The organism is Erwinia aphidicola, assembly GCF_014773485.1.
Lineage (GTDB): Bacteria > Pseudomonadota > Gammaproteobacteria > Enterobacterales > Enterobacteriaceae > Erwinia > Erwinia aphidicola.
This window is the reverse complement of record NZ_JACXBP010000015.1, coordinates 1-19,753: the sequence shown is the minus strand read 5'-3', so window position 1 is coordinate 19,753 and position 19,753 is coordinate 1. Positions and strand designations below refer to the sequence as shown.

The 19,753-nt window shown below is 56.1% G+C and carries 20 protein-coding genes; 19 read left to right on the top strand and 1 reads right to left on the bottom strand.

What is annotated here, in order from left to right:
* The first annotated feature begins 9 nt into the window (after positions 1-9).
* From ID864_RS22580 to ID864_RS22490, 19 genes are all read left to right on the top strand, one after another.
* Positions 10-687 carry a flagellar hook assembly protein FlgD gene (locus ID864_RS22580; RefSeq protein WP_099754309.1) on the top strand — a complete coding sequence of 226 codons (678 nt, stop codon included), beginning with the start codon at positions 10-12 and terminating at the stop codon, positions 685-687.
* Between the two features lie 29 nt (positions 688-716).
* Positions 717-1,925 (top strand): flagellar hook protein FlgE, encoded by a 1,209-nt coding sequence (gene flgE, locus ID864_RS22575; protein ID WP_191150399.1) that lies wholly within the window; start codon positions 717-719, stop codon positions 1,923-1,925.
* 12 nt (positions 1,926-1,937) lie between these two features.
* Entirely contained in the window at positions 1,938-2,675 is a 738-nt protein-coding gene (locus tag ID864_RS22570; protein ID WP_099754307.1) for a flagellar basal body rod protein FlgF, read from the top strand.
* A 21-nt stretch (positions 2,676-2,696) separates the two neighbouring features.
* Entirely contained in the window at positions 2,697-3,479 is a 783-nt protein-coding gene (gene flgG / locus ID864_RS22565; RefSeq protein WP_099754306.1) for a flagellar basal-body rod protein FlgG, read from the top strand.
* 63 nt (positions 3,480-3,542) lie between these two features.
* On the top strand, positions 3,543-4,256 hold the full coding sequence (locus ID864_RS22560; RefSeq protein WP_099754305.1) for a flagellar basal body L-ring protein FlgH: 714 nt from the start codon (positions 3,543-3,545) through the stop codon (positions 4,254-4,256).
* Between the two features lies 1 nt (position 4,257).
* Positions 4,258-5,379, top strand: coding sequence for a flagellar basal body P-ring protein FlgI (locus tag ID864_RS22555; RefSeq protein WP_099754304.1), 1,122 nt, complete (start codon positions 4,258-4,260; stop codon positions 5,377-5,379).
* Positions 5,379-6,326: a flagellar assembly peptidoglycan hydrolase FlgJ gene (gene flgJ / locus ID864_RS22550; RefSeq protein WP_187499125.1), complete on the top strand. Its 948-nt coding sequence runs from the start codon at positions 5,379-5,381 to the stop codon at positions 6,324-6,326. The genes ID864_RS22555 and flgJ overlap by 1 nt, the downstream gene beginning before the upstream one ends.
* Positions 6,327-6,439: 113 nt before the next feature.
* Positions 6,440-8,074, top strand: a complete 1,635-nt coding sequence (gene flgK / locus ID864_RS22545) for a flagellar hook-associated protein FlgK (RefSeq protein WP_191150398.1) — start codon at positions 6,440-6,442, stop codon at positions 8,072-8,074.
* 25 nt (positions 8,075-8,099) lie between these two features.
* A complete protein-coding gene (flgL, locus tag ID864_RS22540; protein WP_099754301.1) occupies positions 8,100-9,008 on the top strand; it encodes a flagellar hook-associated protein FlgL in 909 nt (302 codons plus the stop codon).
* Positions 9,009-9,083: 75 nt separating this feature from the next.
* Positions 9,084-10,724 carry a methyl-accepting chemotaxis protein gene (locus ID864_RS22535; protein ID WP_191150424.1) on the top strand — a complete coding sequence of 547 codons (1,641 nt, stop codon included), beginning with the start codon at positions 9,084-9,086 and terminating at the stop codon, positions 10,722-10,724.
* 170 nt (positions 10,725-10,894) lie between these two features.
* Positions 10,895-11,623: an RNA polymerase sigma factor FliA gene (fliA, locus tag ID864_RS22530; protein ID WP_187498022.1), complete on the top strand. Its 729-nt coding sequence runs from the start codon at positions 10,895-10,897 to the stop codon at positions 11,621-11,623.
* 226 nt (positions 11,624-11,849) lie between these two features.
* The gene (locus tag ID864_RS22525; RefSeq protein ID WP_180276756.1) at positions 11,850-11,996 is read left to right on the top strand and encodes a hypothetical protein; all 147 of its coding nucleotides are present in this window, start codon (positions 11,850-11,852) and stop codon (positions 11,994-11,996) included.
* 42 nt (positions 11,997-12,038) lie between these two features.
* Complete coding sequence (gene flhD, locus ID864_RS22520) at positions 12,039-12,401, top strand: flagellar transcriptional regulator FlhD (RefSeq protein WP_191150397.1); 363 nt, start codon at positions 12,039-12,041, stop codon at positions 12,399-12,401.
* Positions 12,391-12,969 carry a flagellar transcriptional regulator FlhC gene (gene flhC, locus ID864_RS22515; protein ID WP_099754297.1) on the top strand — a complete coding sequence of 193 codons (579 nt, stop codon included), beginning with the start codon at positions 12,391-12,393 and terminating at the stop codon, positions 12,967-12,969. The genes flhD and flhC overlap by 11 nt, the downstream gene beginning before the upstream one ends.
* Positions 12,970-13,053: 84 nt before the next feature.
* Complete coding sequence (gene motA / locus ID864_RS22510) at positions 13,054-13,950, top strand: flagellar motor stator protein MotA (RefSeq protein ID WP_191150396.1); 897 nt, start codon at positions 13,054-13,056, stop codon at positions 13,948-13,950.
* A complete protein-coding gene (gene motB / locus ID864_RS22505; protein WP_099754295.1) occupies positions 13,947-14,855 on the top strand; it encodes a flagellar motor protein MotB in 909 nt (302 codons plus the stop codon). Before motA ends, motB begins: the two co-directional genes overlap by 4 nt.
* Positions 14,842-16,809 carry a chemotaxis protein CheA gene (cheA, locus tag ID864_RS22500; protein WP_191150395.1) on the top strand — a complete coding sequence of 656 codons (1,968 nt, stop codon included), beginning with the start codon at positions 14,842-14,844 and terminating at the stop codon, positions 16,807-16,809. Before motB ends, cheA begins: the two co-directional genes overlap by 14 nt.
* Positions 16,809-17,312: a chemotaxis protein CheW gene (locus ID864_RS22495; protein ID WP_191150394.1), complete on the top strand. Its 504-nt coding sequence runs from the start codon at positions 16,809-16,811 to the stop codon at positions 17,310-17,312. Before cheA ends, ID864_RS22495 begins: the two co-directional genes overlap by 1 nt.
* 152 nt (positions 17,313-17,464) lie before the next feature.
* Positions 17,465-19,012, top strand: coding sequence for a methyl-accepting chemotaxis protein (locus ID864_RS22490; RefSeq protein WP_191150393.1), 1,548 nt, complete (start codon positions 17,465-17,467; stop codon positions 19,010-19,012).
* Between the two features lie 502 nt (positions 19,013-19,514).
* Here the strand turns inward: ID864_RS22490 and ID864_RS23815 are convergent.
* On the bottom strand, positions 19,515-19,753 hold a 239-nt coding region (locus tag ID864_RS23815; RefSeq protein WP_224750603.1), incomplete at its 5' end, for a hypothetical protein.

The window sequence follows — 19,753 nt, the reverse complement described above, 5'->3', positions numbered from 1 at the left end:
GATAACTTTATGGCAGTTTCTTCCGTAAACAACAACAGCAATAACGGTGTTGGCACCGGCAGCAGCGCTGCCGACCTCACCAACAGCTTTATGACGCTGCTGGTGGCACAGATGCAGAACCAGGACCCGACTAACCCGATGGACAATAACCAGCTGACTTCCCAGCTGGCACAGTTCAACACCGCTGCCGGGGTTGAGAGCCTGAATAAATCGCTTAATACCGTGGGCGGGCTGCTGGTCAATATGCAGCAAATGAGCTCGGCATCCTGGGTTGGCCGCGAAGTCATGGTTGAGGGCGATCAGAAAGTGACCTGGGGGGGAGTGGATACCGCCAGTGACGAAAAACCGCTGAGCTTTGCCCTCGGGGGGGAAGCAGAGAAGGTCACCGTGACGCTGACCGATGCAGCAGGTAAGGCCTATACCGCCGAGCTGAAAGGGTCGAAGACGAAAGCGGGTATTAACGAGTTCAGCCTCGACGACCTGGAGAACTTCAAACCGTCTGAGCCAGAAGCAGACATGGAATACACCGTGACCTATAGCGCCAGCGCGGCCGAGGGCCAGGCGCCTGAGATCGTTGGTTTGGTTGCCGAGAAGATTGAAGCGGTCTCCTTCGGAGCACAGGGCGCGGTGTTGCATCTGGCTAAGGGCAAAACCACGACGTTAAGCGAGATCTTCGTTATTCGTTAACTACTCACTTCACTTTCTGGAATTTTACTATGAGCTTTTCACAAGGCCTGAGCGGCCTCAATGCGGCATCGCGCGCGCTGGACTCGGTGGGTAACAACATTGCCAACTCACAAACCTATGGGTTTAAAGCGGGGTCAGTCTCCTTCGCCGATATCTTCGCCGGTGCGCAGGGCATGGGCGTGCAGGTAGCCGGTACCAGCCAGAACTTCAACGATGGCGGTTTAACCAGCACCGGGCGTAATCTCGATCTCGGCATCAGCGGCAACGGTTTTTTCCGCCTGATGGATGAAGCAGGGCAGGCGTACTACAGCCGTAACGGCCAGTTCGATACCGATGTTAATGGCTACATCACTAACATGAGTAATGGCCTGCGCCTGACCGGCTATCAGGCCACCGGCACGCCACCGGCGATTCAACCGGGCGCGGGCGTGGGGCCGATTCAGATTAATAAGACCGGTATGCCGCCAGTGGCATCCACCAGCGGCAAACTGACCGGCAACCTGAAGTCAGGTGAAGAGATTGTCACGAAAACCCCTTTCGATCCGAAAGATGGCGATACCTACAGCTACTCCAGCCAGGTTGAAGCCTATGATAGCCAGGGTAACCGCCACACTGTTGATATCTACTATGTCAAAACCGCCGATAACCAGTGGACGGCATACAGCAACGACAGCACATCACCGACCACTCCCGTGAGCTATAAGTCTGTCGATCTCCAGTTCGATACCAACGGAAAACTGATTACCGATCCGGCCGAACTGTCCGTGCTGGGCGGCGCTTTCAACGGCGCAGCACCGCTCAGTATGACCCTCGACCTTTCAGGACTGACGCAGAACTCGGGTGAGAATGCGATGGATCCTGCCACCATCGATGGCCACGCGCCGGGCAAATACGTCAACTTCCAGATCGGCGATAACGGCGAAATCGTTGCCAACTATGACAATGGTGAAAAACAGCTGATTGCCCAGGTGGTACTGGCAAACTTCACCAACCCGGGCGGGCTGCAGCAGAACGGCAATAACACCTGGGTCGAATCACCGCAGTCCGGCCCTTCCGTGGTCGGCATCGCCGGCACTGGCAGCTTCGGTAAGCTGACCGGAGGGGCGCTGGAAAGCTCCAACGTCGATCTCGGCGCTGAAATGGTCAACATGATCGTCTATCAGCGCAACTACCAGTCCAACTCTCAGACCATCAAAACCCAGTCTGAGCTGTTGCAGACCCTGGTTAACCTGCGATAACGGCGGCAGATAATGGATCGCGCGATATATACCGCCATGAGCGCCGCCAATGCGGCGCTGAACCGTCAGGCCGTCACCGCCAATAATCTGGCTAACAGCTCCACTACCGGCTTTCGTGCCCAGCTGGCGGCTTTCCGCTCGGTGCCGATCGAGGGTGAAACGCACGCCACCCGTGCGCTGGTGGCTGAGAGCACGCCATACCACGACAACAGCATGGGGCCGATTAATCACACCGGGCGCAGCCTCGATGTCGCTCTGCCGCAGGGCGGCTGGCTGGCCGTGGCGATGGCCGACGGGCAGGAAGCTTACACCCGCAACGGGGCGATTCAGGTGGATAGCGAAGGGGCGCTGAGCATTAACGGTTTTCCGCTGATGGGCGACGGCGCACCGCTGACCGTGCCGCCGCAGTCCGCCGTGACCATTGCGCCGGACGGCACGCTGACGGCGCTCGGCGCCGGGGATGACCCAACGGCGGTGACGCCGATCGGGCGTATCAAGCTGGCGCAGGCGGAGATGCAGAGCCTGCTGCACGGCGATGATGGGCTGTTCCACCCGGCTGGCGGCGGTGCGCTGGCCGCCGATGAAGCGATGCGCCTCAGCCCCGAAGCACTGGAAGGCAGCAATGTCAGCCCGGTCAAATCGATGACCGAAATGATCGCCACCGCACGCAGCTTCGACATGAACATGAAAACTATTCGTACCGCCGATGAAAATGCCAAACAGGCTAACCAGCTTTTAAGCGTGAGCTAATGCCCGCGCAGGAGTCTTAACATGATCCGTTCTTTATGGATTGCAAAAACCGGTCTGGAAGCCCAGCAGACCAATATGGATGTTATTTCTAATAACCTCGCCAACGTCGGCACCAACGGCTTCAAGCGCCAGCGCGCGGTATTCCAGGACCTGCTGTACCAGACCATGCGCCAGCCGGGGGCACAGGCTTCCGAGCAGACCACGCTGCCAACCGGCATGCAGCTGGGGACGGGCGTGGCGCCGGTGGCGACCGAGCGTCTGCACACCCAGGGTTCCCTGACGCAGACCAGCAGCGACTACGACATCGCCATTCAGGGTAAAGGCTTCTTCCAGGTACAGATGCCGGATGGCACCACCGCGTATACCCGCGACGGGTCGTTCAAGCGCAATGAAAACGGCCAGATGGTTACCGCCGAGGGAAACCCGGTGCAGCCGGATATTACCGTGCCGCTGGACGCGCAGAAGCTGACCGTCGGTGAAGACGGGATTGTCACCGTGACCCTACCAGGCCAGGCGGCGGCGCAGCAGGTCGGGCAGCTGACGCTCAGCACCTTTATCAACGATGCCGGTCTGGAGAGCATCGGCGGCAACCTGTATGTGGAAACTCAGGCCTCCGGTGCACCGAATGAAGCCACGCCGGGCATGGATGGCGCAGGCCGCCTCAAGCATCAGTATGTGGAAACCTCCAACGTCAATGTCGCGGAAGAGCTGGTCACCATGATCCAGGTTCAGCGCGCCTATGAGATCAACAGTAAGGCGGTTTCGGCTTCTGATCAGATGCTCCAGCGCCTTGCGCAGCTGTAATCCTCACCTGTACCCGTCAGTGCGCAAGCCTGGCGGGTTTCGGACCGTTAAGTTGCCAATAAAATGAATATATTCAGTGCGTTTTATCGTCGTGGGCGTGCCGCCAGCGCCGCCCTGAGCGCGGCGATGTTCCTCAGTGGCTGCGCGCATATTTTGCAGCAGCCTTTAGTACAGGGCCCGACCAGCGCAGCACCGTTAGCGATGGCTGCGACCCGTGCAAACGGCTCGCTGTTTCAGAGTGGGCAGGGGATGAACTATGGCTATCAGCCGATGTTTGAAGACAGGCGGCCGCGTAACGTCGGCGACACGCTGACTATCCTGCTGCAGGAGAACGTCAGCGCCAGCAAAAGCTCCAGCGCCAGCGCCAACCGTAATGGCTCGGCCGGGGCCGGGTTGACTGCCGTGCCGGATTCGGTAGGCGGTTTTCTGGGTAACGGCAAGTTAGATTTCGCAGCCAGCGGCAAGTCGGATTTTGCCGGTAAGGGCGGCGCTGCGGCGCGCAACACCTTCACCGGCACCCTCACCGTGACAGTGATGAACCTGCTACCCAACGGCAATCTGCAGGTGGTGGGTGAAAAGCAGATTGCCATTAACCAGGGCACCGAGTTTATCCGCTTCTCCGGGGTGGTGAATCCGCGCACCATCAGCGGCAATAACACCGTGTCCTCCATCCAGGTGGCTGATGCGCGTATCGAATACGTGGGCAATGGCTACATCAATGAAGCGCAGAACATGGGCTGGCTGCAGCGCGTGTTATTGAACCTCTCACCATTCTGATATGACGATGAAAAAACAAACTTTTTTACTCTGCACCATGCTATTAAGCGCGATGGCGATGCTGGCGCCAACCTGCGTTCACGCCGAGCGCATCCGCGACCTGGTGACGGTGCAGGGCGTGCGATCTAACTCGCTGATGGGCTACGGCCTGGTGGTCGGGCTGGACGGCACCGGCGATCAGACCATGCAGGCGCCCTTTACCGGGCAGAGCCTGAATAACATGCTGTCCCAGTTGGGCATCACTGTACCGGCTGGCACCAATATGCAGCTGAAAAATATTGCGGCGGTGATGGTGACGGCGGAGATGCCCGCTTTTGCCCGTCCCGGTGACCGCATCGATATTGTGGTTTCGTCACTCGGCAATGCCAAAAGCCTGCGCGGCGGCACGCTACTGATGACGCCACTAAAGGGGGCGGATGCGCAGATCTATGCGCTGGCGCAGGGCAACGTGCTGATCTCCGGCAGCGGTGCGCAGGCGGGCGGCAGCCGGGTACAGGTTAACCAGCTCAACGGCGGGCGCATTAGCGGCGGTGCCAGCGTTGAACGTGCGGTGCCGAACGATTTTGCCAGCCAGAGCGCGCTGCGTCTGCAGCTCAACGACACCGATTTTTCGCTGGCACAGCTGATCAGCGATGAGATTAACCGCCGTTTTAGCGGTGCGGCGATGCCGGAAGATGCGCGTACTGTACGCCTGTTTGCCCCGGCTGATGGCCCCTCGCGCGTGCGCTTTCTCGCCAATATTCAGGATATCCCGCTGCGCGTGGGGATCCAGGATGCCAAAGTGATCGTCAACTCGCGTACCGGGGCGGTAGTGATGAACCGCCACGTGACGCTGGATTCCTGCGCGGTGGCATACGGCGGCCTGACGGTGGAAGTGTCGCAGAATAACCAGGTCAGCCAGCCGGATACGCCGTTTGGCGGTGGCGAAACCGTGGTGGTGCCAAAGACTGATATCTCGGTGCGCGATAGCGGCGGCGCTCTGCAGCACGTCAGCAGCAGCACCGATCTCAACAATGTGGTGCGGGCGCTCAACGGCCTGGGGGCAACGCCAAACGAGCTGATGTCGATCCTCGAAGCGATGAAAAGCGCGGGCTGCCTGCATGCCAGGCTGGAGACCAACTGATGAGCGAGATCGACCAGTTTAATACGGCTTCCTGGGATTTGCGCTCGCTGGACCCGCTGAAGCTGAAGGCGGGGAGCAGCGAGTCACCGCAGGCGCTGCGCGCCGCCGCGAAGCAGATGGAGGGGATCTTCGTACAGATCATGCTGAAAAGCATGCGTGATGCCGGGTTTAAGGATGGCCTGATGCATAGCCAGGCCTCGGAGATGTACACCTCGATGCACGATCAGCAGCTGGCGCAGGACCTGGCGCAAAAAAGCCCGCTCGGCTTTGCCGATATGATCGTGCGCCAGATGGGGGGAGAGGTGAAGGATCCGGCCGGGCAGGCGCAGCGCATTGCCGCGCCGGCCCCGGGGCCTTATTCACTCCCTCATGCGCCATTGAACGCCACCTCAGTGGCGGCAAGTACACGGGCCACGCCGGTCAGCGCGATGACTGCCCAGAGCAGCAGCTCACAGCCGTTTATCTCCCGCCTGCTGCGCCCGGCACTGCAGGCCGCGCAGAGCAGCGGCATCCATCCGCATCTGATTTTGGCTCAGGCGGCGCTGGAGTCGGGATGGGGAAAACGCGAAATTCTCACCGGGGAGGGCAAGCCAAGCCACAACCTGTTCGGCATCAAGGCCAGCGGAGACTGGCAGGGCAAAACCACCGAAATTACCACCACCGAATATATCAACGGCACGCCGCAGAAAATCCAGGCGGCGTTTCGCGTTTATGACTCCTACGGCGAGGCATTAAGTGACTATGCGCGGCTGCTGAAGAACAACCCACGCTATCAGAAGGTCGTGCAGTCATCCTCTGCCGAGCAGGGCGCACGCGCGCTGCAGGCGGGGGGCTACGCCACCGATCCGGCCTATGCCAACAAGCTGATCAATATTATCCAACAGGTCAAAGGCAATATTACCCAGGGCTTGCAGGCGTATAAAACCGACCTGTCACAACTTTTTTAGTAAAGACGTTTTAGTAAATTTGTGAATCACCGATGAAGTAATAAGGACAGTAAAAAACAGGCGCCGTCTGAACCCTGATTCGGGCCGCGCACGATGAATTTCGTGGATAAAATATGAATCTATTTAATTTAGCCAAAAGTGGTCTCAGTACCGCGAATTCCGCAATATATGTCATCGGTAACAACATCAATAATGCGACAAACGCCGGTTACAGCCGCCGCGATATTATTATTGGCGAAGCGGGCGGGTTGAGCACCGGCAATGGTTTTTACGGTTACGGTGCCCAGGTTAACGGCGTCTATCGTAATAATGACAGTTTCCTGAACGGCCAGCTGCGGGGGGCAAACAGCAACTTTGGCGCGCTGGTTGGCCGCTATGAGCAGCTGGCGGAGATCGACGATATGATGGGCAACAGCGATGCTAACCCCTCAGTATCGCTGGATAATTTCTTTAAATCGCTGAAAACCCTCAGTAGTGAACCGGATTCGCCAGCTGCGCGTCAGTCGGCATTTAACACCATGGGTTCAGTCAGCTACCAGTTTAATACCACCAGCAAACGTCTTAGCGGCCTGGAAAAAAGTACCAATAGCCAGATAGAGCAGAGCGTTAAAGAGATTAACGATGCCACCACCCAGCTGGCGAAGCTGAATGAAGAGATCGAGAAAATCACCGCGCAGCACGGTACTCCACCGGGCGATCTGCTGGATGCGCGCGATAACCTGCTGGATTCACTCAGCGGGCAGATGGGCATTCAGATCGCGGAAAATAAAGAGACTGGCCGCGTGGATGTCGCGATGCCGGATGGCCGCCCGCTGGTGTCCGGCAACCGCTCGTTCAAGCTGGAAACCTCTGTCTCTGATGCCAACCCTAATAAAACCGTGGTGTCGTATGTTGATGGCAGCGGCAATGCCAGGGAGCTGAATGAGGAACGTTTCACCGCTGGCAAGCTGGGCGGGCTGTTTAAATTCCGTAACGACGATCTGAGCCAGGCACGTAACGAGCTGAACCAGATGGCGTTGCAGATGGCAGCACGCTTTAACGAGGTCAACCGTGACGGCTTTGATGCTGACGGAACACAAGGCGGCGATCTGTTCAAGATCCCGGACCCGAGCGCTTACGCCAACCGCAATAATGGCGGTGATGCCAGCCTGATGCCGCGTTTCAATGGCCCTGCCGGCAGCGTGAATGCCGAGGATTACACCATCACCCGCACCGCCAGCGGTTGGGAAGTGAAGGGGGCGGACGGCCGGGTGGTTCCACACACCACTAACCCAATGGGCGAGCTTGAGTTTGACGGTCTGTCCATTGGCGTCAGCGGTGCGCCGCTTGAAGGCGATAGCTTTATGCTCAATCCGGCTGAGGGCGTTGCGGAAGGTCTGGACGTGGCAATTACCAGCGGCGATCGGATTGCCGCGGCGGGCACCTTTGATGGCGGTGAATCCGATAATACCAACCTGGAAAAACTGCTAGGTATCCAGGATGAAAAACTGATTGGTAAAGCCACGCTGAGCGAAGCCTATGCCAGCCTGGTCAGCGCCATTGGTTCGTCAGCCAGCTCACTTAAGGCCGACCTGAAAACGGCGGAAAGCGTACTGACCGAACTGGGTGAAAAGTGGCAGTCGGTGGTCGGGGTAAATATTGACGAAGAAGGGATGAAGCTGCGCATGTTTTCTCAGTACTACAATGCCAACGCGCAGATCCTGCAAACCGCTACCGACATGTTTGATGCTCTACTGGCCATTCGATAACGGCCCAGATAATTGAGGAAAGAGTATGCGCCTTAGTACGCAACATATGTTTAACCAGAGCGTCAAAACCATGTCGGCGCGCATTAATGAAACTTACAGCGTTTACTCACGTTTATCCGCAGGTAAAACCCTGATGGCCGCCTCGGATGACCCGCAGGGCGCGGCAGATGCGGTGAAGTATCAGAATGCGCTGGCAAAAATGGAGCTGTACAGCAACACGCGCTCAACCGTCATGGGGAACATGCAGCAGGCCGATTCCGTACTGCAGTCGATGAGCCAGCTGGTATCAAAAGAGCTGAATAGCAAGATCCTTGCGGCGATGAACGGGACGGCATCGAAGGAAGATCTCGCCGCGCTGGGTAAAGAGATTAGCGGCATCACCAGCAGCCTGACGGATTTAGCCAACTCCCGCGATGGCAGCGGGCGTTACCTGTTCTCCGGTTTCAAAACTGACATCGCACCGTATGACGATCTGGGCAACTACATGGGCGGCGATACGGCACAGCGGCAGACCATCGACGAAGGGACCGAAATCCAGACCGGGCACCTGGGCAAGGATATCTTTAACAGTGGTGAGCCGGACGATCTGTTTAAAAATCTGCAGGCGGCGGCGGCGGCGCTGACGGCCGACCCGATCGATCCGGATGCGGTGAAACTGGCGCTGGGCGATGCCAACCGCGCGGTTGATGCCGGTATCAGCAGCATTGGTAAGGTTCAGTCCGAGCTGGGTACCCATATGCAGCAGATTGAACGACTCAATATGCAGGGTGATGCCGATCGCGACGCAATGATGGAAAAACTGACCAACGTGCTCGGCGCGGATATGGGCACCATGGCCCGCCTGTCCGGTGACGCAAAAATGTCGCAGTATGCGATGGAATCCTCAATGCTGGTATTCCAGGCGATGCAGAAAATGACGCTGTTCAGGTCATAACCCTCTTTCCTCCTTATTTGTATAGGCGTATCCCACCGGGGGCTCACTCTCCCGGCGGGATAGCGTATGGACACTATGTTGAAGAATCTAAAAATACAAAGCGCAATCAGCCTGATCATCGGTCTGTTTGCCCTGGTGCTGTTACTCACCACTGTTTTTTCCGTCTATAACGCCACGGGAAATAACAAAAACCTCCAGCGCATTGTTGTTTCATCGGTGAATGACCGCTCGCTCAGGGATGCTGCCTATAACATCAGTTCCAGCTTTGGCCACATTAACGGACTGATGCTGCAACAGCAGCTGGGCAATCCGGCATCACCTGAGATGGTGCAGACGGCTGACCGGATCCTGAAAAACGCCCGCGAGCGCATGGATCTGTTTATGTCCTCACCGTTTAATACCGCTGAAGAGGCTAACGCGGCAAATGAGGTTAAGGCGGTGTTTGAAGCGCTGTATAAATCAGCGATGCTGAAAAAGAATTACATCGCTAACCCTGCCGCCTACACGGGCTCACTGGAAGATGAAGTGCAGAACCGTAATCTGCTGCGGGAAAAAATGGCGACCTATGCGGGATACTCAGACAGTAACGATCGGGAATATCTGGATGAAGCGGAGAAAGATTACCAGCAGATGATCGCGCTGGGCGTGACCGTATTGATTGGCGCACTGCTGATGCTGTTTATTGTGCGGATCTGGTTGAAACGTACCCTCGCTAACCGTCTGGAACTGACGATCTACTCGCTGGAAACCATCGCAGCGGGCGATCTCAGCAAAGTGGTAGAGAGCGGTGCCAGTAACGAAATCGGTCTGATGCTGAAGGCGCTGGAGCAGATGCGTACCTCGCTGACCGCGACCATCTCGGGCATTCGTGAAAGCGTGCTGGGTATTCATAAAAACGCGCGTGAAATCTCTACTGGTAACAGCGATCTCTCGTCACGTACCGAAGAGCAAGCATCTGCACTGCAGCAAACCGCCGCCAGCATGGAACAGATTAAAACCACCGTGCGCCAGAATGCAGACAACGCGCACACGGCGCGCCAGCTGGCAGAAAGCGCCAGCGGCAATGCGCGCAACGGCGGTGAGGCGATGCACAATCTTGAGCAGATTATGCAGCAGATCACCAGCAGTTCACGTCAGATAGCCGACATCAACGGTGTGATTGACAGTATTGCCAATCAAACCAATATCCTGGCGCTGAATGCCGCCGTTGAAGCGGCGCGTGCCGGTGAGCAGGGCCGCGGTTTTGCGGTGGTGGCGGAAGAGGTGCGTAACCTGGCGAAGCGCAGCGCGGAAGCGGCAAAAGAGATTAATCAGCTGATTAATACCTGTGTGGCGACCATGGACACCGGTTCGCGTCAGGTGGTACAGGCCAGCGCCGTGATGCAGGAGATTGTCTCTTCCGTGACTCAGGTCACCGAAATTATGGGTGAAATCACCTCAGCTTCTGATGAGCAGAGTGCCGGTATCAACCAGATTTCTCAGGCGGTGAATGAGATGGATCTGGTCACTCAGCAGAATGCGGCAATGGTGGAAGAGGCGGCGATGGCCTCCGGCGAGCTGGAGATGCAATCTGATGCGCTGGAAAACCTGGTGTCGCAGTTTGTCCTCAGTGACGCGCAGCAGCCGCAGACTGTGGCAACTTCACGGGTAGCACCGGGGCGTACTTTTAAACCGCCAGTAACGGATAATGACAATGATAATTGGGAAACGTTTTAATCCTGAGAATTAGCGTCAATAGTGTCGATTATTATCGCTGTTAATCATCTTAATTATTATTCTGTAATCAAAGTGAAAGATTAGCCGTTTTTATAAAGTCTTTTTGCACTATTTAAATACGGTATTTCACCTGATAATTCTTGCTGGTATTATCAGCTGAGAATGGTAGCGTGGACGGAATATATACTTCAGGTGGCATTGAAGATAAAACGGCGTTGTGGGCGAAATATAAGCATATCGCCCGCCAGGAAGCCCTTCGCTTACAGAAGCGTTTACCTGCCAGCGTTGAGCTTGACGATTTGATTCAGGCCGCATCACTGGGGTTTTTATCTGCCATCGATAGTTTTGATCCGAAGAAAGGTGTGACGTTAAGTGCTTACCTTTCACAAAAAATTCGCTGGTCATTAATGGATGAATTGCGCGAGCGTGACTGGGTACCCAGACGAGTGCGCAAACACGCGCGCGAAATGACCGTCATGATCCAGCAAATAGAGCAGGAAAAGGGCGGGGAAGCCAGCGAAGCTGATATTGCTGAAAGAATGGATGTCAGCGTTCAGGAACTGCAGCAGATGCTGGCGGATACCAATAGCAGCCAGGTCTATTCGCTGGATGAATTACAAGAGCAGTTTGCAGACGCTTACGAACGCGTCGATGAAGAACATGAGTCGTTAAATCCGCTTAACCAGGCGATGCAGGATAATCTGATCGGTAAAATCAGCGAACATATCAGTATGATCCCGGAGAGAGAGCAGAGGATTTTACAGCTCTATTATCAGCAGGATTTAAACATGAAGGAAATTGGGCTGGTGTTTGGGCTTACTGAAACGCGAGTCAGCCAGCTCCACAGCCTGGCGATAAAAAGAATAAGAGCAAGAATGGATGCTTCTCGACCATACTGATAATACTGTCTGGCAGAGAAAATAATAATCGCACTGTCCATTTTTTGTTCTATAAGTGTGTTTATATTTTTAAGATGGCTCTTGTTATATTAATACCTTTCAAATTAATAATGATTAATTTTTATTAATATTGATCAATATCAATGAGATAGGTTGGTGTTTTGCATGAAACAATCTTTGGGTGTGTTGTGGTCTGAAACTAAGCTGGTTAGGATGCTCGCACATTTTGATGCAGCCGCCGTTTGGTGTTGAACGTATTCTCTTTGGTTTTTCCATGCTGGATGATATTCGCGTGGCTAAACAGGGGGGACAATACCAAAACGTTCTCTGCGTCAGCTTAAGTAATCAGGGTGTGATTGGCTACTTCTCCTAATCACATCTCCATTATCAGCTGCGTAAAGTTGAGAAACTTCAAATGCCAAATTTTGATGAAAGCCTGCAAAGTATTCATGATATTAACCTGTCCTACCTGCTTCTGGCACAGCAACTTATTCGCAAGGATAAATTTGCCGCTGGTTTCCGCCTCGGTTTATCCGATGGGACGATCGATAATCTGAAGGAACTGTCGCTGCCACAGTTAATGAAGCTGGCATCGACAAATCAGCTTATTTGCCGTCTGCGCGTGGACGATGAAGTGGTGATTGAAAACCTGACTAAAGATTCGCGTATTGAAGCGCTCCAGCAGATTCACACCGGTATTATTTTATCCACTGATTTACTGAACAATCTGTGCCTGCACCATAACGCTGTCAATGAGGGTGAGAAAAATGTGCGATAACAAAAGCCTGCTCGAAGAGATTCATGAGGTCAATATTGCCATGGAACTGATTACCCTGGGGGCCAGAATGCAGGTACTGGAATCAGAAACCTCATTGAGCCGCCGTCGTTTATTGCGCTTGTATAAAGAACTGCGTGGCTGTCCCCCCCCGAAAGGCATGCTGCCATTCTCCGAAGACTGGTTTATGTCCTGGGAGCAGAATATTCATTCGTCGATGTTTTATAACATCTGCCTGTATCTGCAAAAGACGGAAAATGGCCGACCGATTGAAACGCTGATGAAGGCTTACCGTCTTTATCTGGAACAGTGCTATCCGCGTTCCGCAGAAAAACCCGTGCTGGGATTAACCCGTGCATGGACCTTATTACGCTTCGTAAGCTGCGGCATTATTTCTCAAAAGCCTTGCAGCGTGTGCAAAGGCGGGTTTGTGGTGTCGACTGAATACATCAAAAATCCCTTTACCTGCAGCCTGTGCAGCCCTCCTTCGCGTGCGCTGAAACGCTCACAGGCCAGTAGCCAGGATTATGTTAACGCATTCAACCAGCAGCAGCTGGCGGCATCCGCTTAACCGACCCGGCAGTTTACGAGATGGCTGTTACACGATGGTGGCCGAGATGCCGACATCGGACTTGAAGAGTAGATAGGAGTCGTTGTGTTAGTTATTATTGGCTATCTTGTTGTAATTGTTACAGTATTTGGCGGGTTCATGATGTCTGGCGGCAACCTGGCCTCACTGTTTCAGCCGATTGAGCTGTTGATCATCGGCGGTGCAGGCGTTGGCGCATTCATTGTCGGTAATAACGCTAAATCACTTAAAGCAACGGGTAAGGCGCTGGGGCGCCTGTTTGTCGGGCGCAGCTACAATAAAGCGGTCTATATGGACCTGATGGCGCTGCTGTTTCTGCTGCTGTCGAAGAGCCGCATTAATGGGCTGATGTCGCTGGAAAAAGATATTGAAGAACCCGCCAGTAGTGACATCTTTGCTGCCTACCCCCGACTGCTTAACGACCCTATCCTAATCAATTTTGTGCTCGACTACTTCCGTCTGATGATCAGCGGCAGCATGAACTCCCATGAGATCGAAGATCTGATGGACGAAGAGATCGAAACCCGCCAGGAGGAGCTGGAAGTCCCGGCCAACAGCCTGAATACCGTCGGCGATGCTTTTCCGGCATTCGGTATTGTTGCCGCGGTGATGGGCGTGGTAAATGCGCTGGCCGCCGCCGACCGCCCCGCGGCCGAACTGGGTATGCTGATCGCCCACGCGATGGTCGGTACCTTCCTCGGTATTCTTCTCGCTTACGGCTTCGTGCTGCCGTTGGCCACGCTGCTGCGCCAGAAGAGCAGCGACCAGCTCAAAATGATGCAGTGCATTAAGGTGACGCTGCTCTCCAGCCTGAACGGCTATGCGCCGCAGATTGCCGTCGAATTTGGTCGCAAAACGCTGTACACCAGCGAACGCCCATCGTTCGAAGAGCTGGAAAACCACGTGCGTGAGATCAAGAGCAATGCCAGCGTCAGTGGTAAAACGGCGGAAGCGACGGAATGAAGGGCACCACGACCATCATCCGTTCGCGCAAGCGCAAGCATAAAAAACATGCGCATCATGGCGGCACCTGGAAAATCGCTTACGCCGATTTTATGACCGCGATGATGGCCTTCTTCCTGGTGATGTGGCTGCTTTCATCCTCTACCCCGATGCAGCGCGAGCTGATCGCAGACTACTTCCGCATGCCGCTTAAGCCCACCATGGCCAACGGTAACAAAACCAGCTACAGCGACAGCATTATTCCGGGGGGCGGCGACGACCCGATGAAGCAGGATGGCGAAGTGTTTAAGCACAAGGTCGATAATCTGGACCGCTTTAAGAACGTGCAGAGCCTGAAAAGTGCCAAAGCGCTGCTGGAGGCGATGATTGAAACCGACCCGCGCCTCAGCGACTTCAAATCCAACCTGCTGCTGACGCTCACCGACGATGGTCTGATGATTCAGATCACCGACAGCCAGGAGCGGCCGATGTTCCGCACCGGCAGCGAAACGCCCGCGCCCTACATGAACGGCATCCTGCATGCACTGGTACCGCTACTTAACCAGTTGCCCAACCCGATCAGCCTGACCGGGCACACCGATTCCCTGCCTTACGCCGGGGGTAACGGCGGCTACAGCAACTGGGAACTCTCTGCGGGCCGTGCTAATGCTGCGCGCCGCGTCCTGGTGAAGGCCGGGCTGGATGACGAGCGCTTCCTGCGCGTGATCGGCACCGGCAGCCGCATGGGGCTGACGAGCATCAGCCCGGACAACCCGATGAACCGTCGCATCAGCATTCTGGTCCTGAGCAAGCTGAAAGAGCGCCAGGTGCTGCAAGAGAATACTGTCCTGCAGCAGCCGGACGCCAGGCTGCCGCAGGGCACAACCGTGACCGCAGTGCAGGGTGATAATCATGGACGTGAATGAATTTTCTCAGGTGTTCTTCGCCGAAGCGGAGGAGCTGCTCACCGAGATGGAGCAGCAGCTGCTGCAGCTGGATACCGTTAATCCGGATATCGAACAGCTGAACGGCATCTTCCGCGTGGCCCACTCGCTGAAGGGCGGGGCAGGGACCTTTGGTTTTGATGTGCTGCAGGAGACCACGCACATTCTGGAGAACCTGCTGGATAAAGCGCGCTGCGGCGAAATGCAGCTGAGCCGCGAGATGATTAACCTTTTTCTGGAAAGTAAGGACATTATGCAAGCGCAGCTGGAAGCCTACCAGTCGTCGCAGGAACCGGATGAAGAGAGCTTCCGCTATATCTGCGAAGCACTTCAGCAAATCGCGCAGCTGGAGAAGGGCTGCGCGACTGCGGATGTTCCCGCCGCTGCCCCGGCAGCAGACGCTCCTGCCCGCCATGACCGCCTGATGATTACGCTGTCGCGGCTGGGTCACGATGATCGGACGCTGCTGCGCGATGAGCTGGCAAACCTCGGTGAAATTATCAGCTATCAGCCAGCGGAAGCCGGGATGACGGTGGAGCTGGAGACCAGCGTTGCGGCTGATGATATCAGCGCGGTGCTGTGCTTTGTGCTCGATGAATCGCAGATTGCGATCCAGCCGATCGCCGCCGCCGCTGTGCCACCCACTCCCCTTGCGCCACCCACTCCCCCTGAGCCGCCCGCGCCCGTTACACCGCCGGTGACAGAAGCCGCAGTAAAATCTGCTGTCCCTAAACGCCCGGCCAATACCGAATCCGGCAGCATCCGCGTGGCGGTGGAAAAGGTGGACCAGATTATTAATCAGGTCGGCGAGCTGATTATCACGCAGGCGATCTTCTCACAGCTGACGGCGCAGCTCGACCCAGCCAAATACGGCATGCTGCTCAGCAGCGTGGCCCAGCTGGAACGCAACGCGCGCGAGCTGCAGCAGTCGGTAATGTCGATCCGCATGATGCCGATGGATTACGTATTTAGCCGCTTCCCGCGCCTGGTGCATGACCTCGGCAGCCGCCTGAATAAAGACGTGGCGCTGACGCTGAAAGGCGGTTCGGCCGAGCTGGATAAGAGCCTGATCGAACGCATTATCGATCCGCTGACGCATCTGGTACGCAACAGCCTCGATCACGGTATTGAAGAGAGAGAGGAGCGCCTGCGTAAAGGTAAAAGCGCAACCGGCAATCTGACGCTGTCGGCAGAGCATCACGGCGGCAATATCGTGATTGAAGTGACCGACGACGGGGCGGGGCTGCCGCGCGACAAGCTGCTGGCGAAGGCGCGCGCGCGCGGCACGCAGATCGGCGACTCCGCGCCGGATGAAGAGGTGTGGATGCTGATCTTCGCTGCGGGATTCTCCACTGCGGAGAACGTTACCGACGTTTCCGGGCGCGGCGTTGGCATGGACGTGGTGCGGCGCAATATCCTGGCCATGGGCGGCCACGTCGAGGTGCACTCGGTACGCGACAAGGGCACGACTATCCGCATTCTGCTGCCGCTCACTTTGGCGATCCTCGACGGTATGTCGGTGAAGGTCGGCGACGAGATTTACGTGCTGCCGCTCAACGTGGTGATGGAGTCGCTCAAGCCGGGCGACGATATGCTGTACCCGTTTGTCGGCGATTCACGGCTGGTCCACGTGCGCGGTGAATATCTGCCGTTAATCGAGCTGCGCCAGGCTTTTGCCGTACCGGGCGAAGCCAGCGGCGATGACGGCATTATCGTGATCGTGCAGAGCGGCGGTTGCCGTTACGCCCTGTGGGTTGACCAGCTGATTGGTCAGCACCAGGTGGTGGTGAAAAATCTTGAGCACAACTATCGCAAAGTTCCGGGTATCTCCGCCGCCACCATCCTCGGCGATGGCAGCGTAGCGTTGATCCTCGATGTTATTGAGCTGGCGGGGCTGCGTGACCTGCCCGCCGCGCAGAAAGGGATAAATCAATAATGCTATCAACCGACAGTCATTCTGCTGCGGCCGACGCTGCAGTACATAAGTATCTGGTCTTCCGCCTGGGAAATGAAGAGTACGGCATCGATATTTTAAAGGTACAGGAGATCCGCGGCTGCGACCGCGTAACGCGCATCCCCAACGTGCCGGACTTTATTACCGGCGTCACCAACCTGCGCGGCGTCATTGTCCCGATCGTCGATTTACGCACGCGCTTCGAGCTGCCGGTAGTGGCGGAAGACGACAGCGCGGTGGTGATTGTGCTGAACCTGAAAGAGCGGGTGATGGGCATTGTGGTCGATGGCGTCGCGGATGTGCTGTCGCTAAACGACAGCCAGATCAAGCCCACCCCGGACGTCTCCTCGGTGATGACCAGCCGCTATCTTGCGGGACTGGGCGTGCTGGATAAGCGCATGGTGATACTGGTGAATATCGAAATGCTGCTGAGCCGCGAAGAGATGCAGGTGGTTGGCTCGATGGTTGATGCGCTCGCAGAATAACCCCCTCATGAAGAAAACAGGCGCATGGCACAAGCGGTGCGCCTGGGTAGTTTACCGCTAAGAGTAAACCCCCACTTATTTTCACTGCCTCTGAGGACATTACTGCAGCTCGCGCTGTATGGATTACACACCTGCAAATATTGAGAAATGGAATGATGTCTTTAAGAAAATATATGCTGATTGGCCTTGGCATCTTTTTGCTGACGGCGCTGATGAGCACCTTATCTGGCCTGCACAACCTCAACCGTTCTAACACCTCGCTCAACGGCATGAATCAGGAGGTCGGCGTGATTTTGTCGGTAATCGATCCGATTATTCACAGCCGCACTTTCCAGGTGCATCTGAGCCACTACGTGTATGAGCGTAACAGTGGGGCTGGCGAACAGCGCATCGCAGAGTATCTGGCGCAGGCAAAGGCGGTACTGGCGAAAGCCGATGCTGCTTTTGACAATTTCAGCGCAACGGCACTGCTTGCAGATGAGAAGGATTTAAGAGCGCGCTATCGCGCCAGCTATCTGGCGCTGCGTCAGCAGGGATTACAGCCGCTGCTGGCGGCGGCGGAGCGCAATGACGACAGCGCCTATGATAGCGCGCAGCACAGTGTGGGCGAGCTGACGCGGGTGTTTGAAAAAAACCTTGATGCTGAACTGTTGCTGCATGAACGCTATTCGCAGCAGATGAACGAGATGGCGAGCCGCGATCTCCGTACCGGCATGGCGATCAGCGCTGTGCTGCTGATCTTCACTTTTGTACTGATGGCGTGGATGCTGTTTATTGTGCGCCGTAAGCTGATTTCTCCGCTGCATCAGGCGGTGTCACTGGCGGAGCATATTGAGCGCGGGGATTTAACCTCACAGCTCAACGCCAGCAGTAACATTAAGGAGGTGGCGCAGCTAAGTCGCGCAATGCGCTCGATGAACGGGCAGCTCAGCAGCATGGTAGGCGGTATTCGCACTATCGTCAGTAAAGTGCAGGAGGCGTCTGGCGAGATTGCCCTGCGCAATCAGCACCTCGATCGGCGCACGCATCAGCAGTCCTGCGCGGTCGTGGAGACCGCCGCCAGTATGGAAGAGATTACGGCGACGGTAAAAAACACCACGGACAACGTTAAAAAAGCCAGCCAGCTTTCGCACAGCGTATTGACCAATGCTGCCAAAGGCGGGGAAGTGATTGCGGAAGTGGTGACCACGATGAATGAGATTGCTGATAGTTCGGAGCGCATTAACGATATCACTAACGTTATTAACGGCATTGCCGCTCAGACTAATATTCTGGCGCTGAACGCCGCGGTCGAAGCGGCACGCGCCGGCGACCAGGGGCGTGGTTTTGCGGTAGTGGCGGGGGAGGTGCGTAATCTGGCCCAGCGCAGCTCCGAGGCGGCGAAAGAGATTGCCGGACTGATTGATGAGTCGCGCAGCCGGGTAAAAACCGGCACCGAGCGTGTCAATCACGCGGGGGCCAGCATGAGTGAGATTTTGCAGCAGGTCAGTGAGGTGAATCAGCTGATGAATGATATTGCTGAAGCCTCTGACCAGCAGAGTAAAGGCATTGAGCAGATTGGTCAGGCGATTCATGAGCTGGACACTACCACCCAGCAGAACGCTGACCTGGTACGCCAGTCGTCGAACGATGCCAGCACGCTGGAGCAGGACGCCGGCCATCTGGCGAGCATGGTGAAGGTGTTCCGGGTAGCGAGTTAAGCGGCGCGGTTTCCTGTCGGGGCCGATGCTCTTTTCCGGTCGGTCTCGGATCCTTCATATCCCGTTGAGGGCGACCGTCTTTTCCGTTCGGTCTCCAATTATTCATAAACTGTTGGGGGCGACCGTCTTCTTTGGTCGGTCTCCCATCCTTCATATACCGTAGGGGTCGACCATCTTTTCCGGTCGACCCGCAGAGGCTCCGGCACAAATCAGGGGCTTTTCATATGCCGCAGGGTACATCCTGTAAACCCGCACCAACATGACTTCCATCGCGATACCATCAGCAACCCGGCCTGAGGCCAGCCAGAGCACGCCGGAACGGCAAAAGACGCTCCCTGCGGGCCTCGGCACGCGGCATCCCTGCCGCGTGACGTCCGGCTTACCTCCGGCAGGCCTCATCCCTGTTAACAGCGTGCCCGCTGCGAGTGTTAAGCCGCGGCGATGGCAGGAAGATAGGTGGGCTTCATATTTTGTGGTGGCGACTGTCTTTTCCGGTCGGTCTCTAATCCTTCATATTCCGTTGGGGACGCTCCTCTTTTTCGGTCGGTCTCCGATCCTTCATATACCGTAGGGGTCGATCATCTTTTCCGATCGACCCGCTGAGGCTCAGGCAGAATTCAGTGGCCTCAAATGTCGCAGGGTACATCCTGTGAACCCGCACCAACATGACTTCCATCGCGATACGATCGGCAACCCGGCCTGAGGCCAGCCAGAGCACGCCGGAACGGCAAAAGACGCTCC

Coding starts and splice junctions, on each gene's coding strand:
- ID864_RS22555 (WP_099754304.1), top strand. CDS start 4,258: ATGACGATGAAAAAACAAACTTTTTTACTCTGCACCATGCTATTAAGC.
- flgL (WP_099754301.1), top strand. CDS start 8,100: ATGCGCCTTAGTACGCAACATATGTTTAACCAGAGCGTCAAAACCATG.
- flgE (WP_191150399.1), top strand. CDS start 717: ATGAGCTTTTCACAAGGCCTGAGCGGCCTCAATGCGGCATCGCGCGCG.
- flhD (WP_191150397.1), top strand. CDS start 12,039: ATGCCAAATTTTGATGAAAGCCTGCAAAGTATTCATGATATTAACCTG.
- ID864_RS22490 (WP_191150393.1), top strand. CDS start 17,465: ATGATGTCTTTAAGAAAATATATGCTGATTGGCCTTGGCATCTTTTTG.
- ID864_RS22570 (WP_099754307.1), top strand. CDS start 1,938: ATGGATCGCGCGATATATACCGCCATGAGCGCCGCCAATGCGGCGCTG.
- cheA (WP_191150395.1), top strand. CDS start 14,842: ATGGACGTGAATGAATTTTCTCAGGTGTTCTTCGCCGAAGCGGAGGAG.
- ID864_RS22495 (WP_191150394.1), top strand. CDS start 16,809: ATGCTATCAACCGACAGTCATTCTGCTGCGGCCGACGCTGCAGTACAT.
- ID864_RS22560 (WP_099754305.1), top strand. CDS start 3,543: ATGAATATATTCAGTGCGTTTTATCGTCGTGGGCGTGCCGCCAGCGCC.
- flgK (WP_191150398.1), top strand. CDS start 6,440: ATGAATCTATTTAATTTAGCCAAAAGTGGTCTCAGTACCGCGAATTCC.
- ID864_RS22580 (WP_099754309.1), top strand. CDS start 10: ATGGCAGTTTCTTCCGTAAACAACAACAGCAATAACGGTGTTGGCACC.
- flgJ (WP_187499125.1), top strand. CDS start 5,379: ATGAGCGAGATCGACCAGTTTAATACGGCTTCCTGGGATTTGCGCTCG.
- motB (WP_099754295.1), top strand. CDS start 13,947: ATGAAGGGCACCACGACCATCATCCGTTCGCGCAAGCGCAAGCATAAA.
- ID864_RS22535 (WP_191150424.1), top strand. CDS start 9,084: ATGTTGAAGAATCTAAAAATACAAAGCGCAATCAGCCTGATCATCGGT.
- flhC (WP_099754297.1), top strand. CDS start 12,391: ATGTGCGATAACAAAAGCCTGCTCGAAGAGATTCATGAGGTCAATATT.
- flgG (WP_099754306.1), top strand. CDS start 2,697: ATGATCCGTTCTTTATGGATTGCAAAAACCGGTCTGGAAGCCCAGCAG.